The organism is Azospirillum sp. B506 (assembly GCF_000333595.1).
GTDB lineage: Bacteria > Pseudomonadota > Alphaproteobacteria > Azospirillales > Azospirillaceae > Azospirillum.
Window position 1 is genome coordinate 1 of record NZ_BADK01000696.1, and the last position, 3,134, is coordinate 3,134.

At 69.6% G+C, this 3,134-nt stretch carries 1 protein-coding gene and 2 pseudogenes; 1 reads left to right on the top strand and 2 read right to left on the bottom strand.

All coding sequences use genetic code 11. The annotated features are described in order from the left end of the window. Window positions 1-340: pseudogene (locus I71_RS20825) on the bottom strand (MFS transporter); the annotation flags it as partial. A 472-nt stretch (window positions 341-812) separates the two neighbouring features. Here I71_RS20825 and I71_RS20830 point away from each other — a divergent pair. After that, window positions 813-1,919 carry a diguanylate cyclase gene (locus tag I71_RS20830; RefSeq protein ID WP_244433954.1) on the top strand — a complete coding sequence of 369 codons (1,107 nt, stop codon included), beginning with the start codon at window positions 813-815 and terminating at the stop codon, window positions 1,917-1,919. 23 nt (window positions 1,920-1,942) lie between these two features. Here the strand turns inward: I71_RS20830 and I71_RS41085 are convergent. Beyond that, a pseudogene (locus I71_RS41085) lies at window positions 1,943-3,002 on the bottom strand (biotin-dependent carboxyltransferase family protein). Between the last annotated feature and the right edge of the window lie 132 nt (window positions 3,003-3,134).

Sequence of the window (3,134 nt, forward strand, 5' to 3'; positions counted from 1 at the left end):
GCGGAGCCGATCTTGTCATCAGCCGGCCGCAGCCGATATAGCCGAAGGCGTCGTTTAGCGAGAAGGCGGCGACGATGTCGCCGAAGTCCGACCCCTTCCAGCCCATGTCGCCCATCAGCGTGGACTTCAGCAGGCCCAGGACCTGACGGTCCATGTAGTTGATGGTGGTCGAAAAGAAGAGCAGGCCGCAGATGGTCCAGCGGTAGCGGCCGATGGCCTTGCTTACCGTGACCGCCGCCTTGCCTGCCGCCGTGCCCACCGTGTTGCCGATGCCGCCGGCCTTGTGGGCCGGTTCCGCCGACTGGCGGGGGGCCGCGTCGACAATGATCTGTTCGCTCATGATTGGCGTCTCCAGCCAGGACGCGCGCCGCCACCGCCCGGTGCTCGCACACCGGCGTCGACCCTGCATCGCATTGAGCGCGCCGGGCGGCGGGGCCGGTCGTTCGACAGTCCCACGCCTTGTCCGGCAGCGGTCGCACGTTTCAGAACTGTTTCCTGGAGCAGTCCGGCCGTCGTTGGAAACGGCACCGCTTGGGGACCGTTCGTGGCGTCACATACTACCATTCCAGTTGCTGGTATGGTAGTCGGCGCCCCGGTCGTTGGTCAACGCAGCCATATGCGGCATATCGTCAGGCGATGCTCGGCCGGACTCCCTGTGGGCCTTGGCTTGGCCGGCCGCATCGGGTCGCATTCGGGACGAACCCCACTGTACAATATTAGGATGTTCGCAAGAGGATGGTCGGCCAGGGAGCGGCAACCGCACATCGCGAGGGGAGCATCGGGTGGAGGAACCAAGCGCCACGGGAGCGATCATGACCGCGCTTGCGGGTGGCATCGGGCTGCTGGCGCTGATGACGCTCATTTATGGAACGGTCCTGTACCGTTTGGGGGACCGGCCACGGCTGCGTCAGCTTTGCCTGGGGCTGCTGTTCGGGGCCGGTGGCGTGGCGGCCATGCTGCAGTCGGTCCCGATCCTTCCCGGCGTCTATCTGGACGTCAAGGCGGTGCCGGTGGCGCTGGCCGCTCCCTTCGGCGGTCCGTTGGCTGCGACCCTGGCCGCCGGGCTTGTGTCGGCCGCCCGCATGGCGGTCGGTGGGGCCGGCGTGATGCCGGGGGTGAGTGGAATCCTGCTGCCCGGTGCCGCGGGGCTGCTGGTCCGCTGGCTGGTTCCCGCCTCCTTCTGGCGAAGCCAAAGGCCGCTGTTCATCCTGGCTCCGGTCGCTGCGCTCCACTCGCTCAGCATCTNTGTGCTGCCTGGGGAGGTGGCGTTTCCGATCTTCGTCAATGGAGGGCTTCCCATCGCGCTGTTCACGGTGGGGGGCATCCTGATGCTGGGCACGATGCTGGCGCGCGAACGCCGCCGCGTCGACACGGAGAGAATGCTGCGCGACGCCGCGCTGAGCGATCCGCTGACCGGGCTGGCGAACCGCCGGGCCTTTTTCGCGGCCATCGACCGTGCCGTGGCCGCCTCGCTGCGCCACGACACGCCGGTGTCGCTGCTGATGTTGGACATCGACCATTTCAAGGAGGTGAACGACACCCACGGGCATGATGCCGGTGACGCGGTGCTGGTGGCGCTCAGCCGCCTGTTTCAGCGCAGCGTGCGGCAGAGCGACCTCGTCGCCCGCTTCGGCGGCGAGGAATTCGCCATCCTGCTTCCCAACGCGCCGGCCGATGGCGCTCTCCTGCTTGCCGAGCGTCTGCGCTGCGCCGTCCGTGACCTTTCCATCCCGCAGGACGGTGCGATCCTGCATGTGACGGCCAGCATCGGCCTCTCGACCCTCGCTCCCGAAACCGGCGGAGCCGACTCGATGATCAAGGCCGCCGACACGGCGCTCTACCAGGCCAAGCAGAGCGGTCGGGACCGGGTCTGCCGCCATCGCGGAAGCAGCATGAGGGAACCGGAACCGGTGTCCTGAGCGGCCGGCCCGGCGCGGAAGCGTCACAACAGCGGCAGGTCGCTGCCGCCATGGACGATGTCGACGGTGCCGGAGATCAGATTCTCGGTGTAGAGCGCCTCCAGGTCGATGCCGCCGGCCGGATGCACCGGGCGGATGGCGCGGATCCAGCCGGCGATGGCCTGCTCCCGCTGGCGGCGGATCGCCTCGGCGTTCTCCACCGTCACGGCCTGGAAGGACAGGCTGTCGCCGGGGCGCAGGCGGCCGGCGCGGGCCAGGTCGGCGGAGATCACCGTGGCGATCTTGGCATAGCCGCCGGCCGTCTGATGGTCGTTCAGCAGCAGGATCGGCTGTCTGTTGCCCGGTACCTGGATGGAACCGGTGACCAGCCCGTCCGACGGAATGTCGGCGGAGCCACGATGCTCCAGCGCCGGCCCTTCCAGCCGCAGGCCCATGCGGTCGGCCTGCTTGCCGACGCGGTAGGATGCGGACAGGAAAGTCTCCAGCGCGGTCGCGGTGAAGCGGTCTTCCTGCGGTCCCAGAACGACGCGGATCGGTCCGGCGCCATAGTCGGGGGGGCTGCGGCAGCTCGACGTCCGGACCGTCCGGTGCTGTGTCGCGAGCCAGCGGCAACCGGTCCTCCTGGGCCAGCGGCCGTCCGCCCAGCGGGCCGATGCAGGCGCGCACATAGGTGGACAGGCTGCCCATCACCGGGGCCAGCGCAAAGCCGCCGGCGACGGCCAGACTGGCGACCGACGCCCCGTCCACCGCCCCCAGCCGCAGCACGTCGCGTGCAAGCAGGGTGTGGCTGCGGTGCGGCTCCAGCCGTTGCGGAGCGGCGCCGTCGCGCTCCAGGGTCAGGGCCAGCGGGCCGACCGCGGCGATGCGGACCGACGGTGCATCCACGCGCAGGGCAGGGCCGAGCAGGGCGATTTCCAGCCCGGCCGTCCCCGACGGATTGCCGACCAGCGCATTGGCCAGCCGCAGCGCCACCGGGTCGAGCGCACCGGCCACCGGCATGCCCAACTCCTGGAAGCCGAAACGTCCCAGATCCTGAATGGTCGCGAACAGCCCCGGCCGGACGACGGTGAGGAAGGCTGTCATCACGCCGCCCTCAGGCTGCCGGGATCGAAGCGGCCGGTGCCGGCAGCCTCGGCGATGCCCTCGAAGGTGGCGCGATCCAGCGCTTCGAAGCGCACGCGGTCACCGGCCGCCAGCAGCACCGGATCGGCCGGT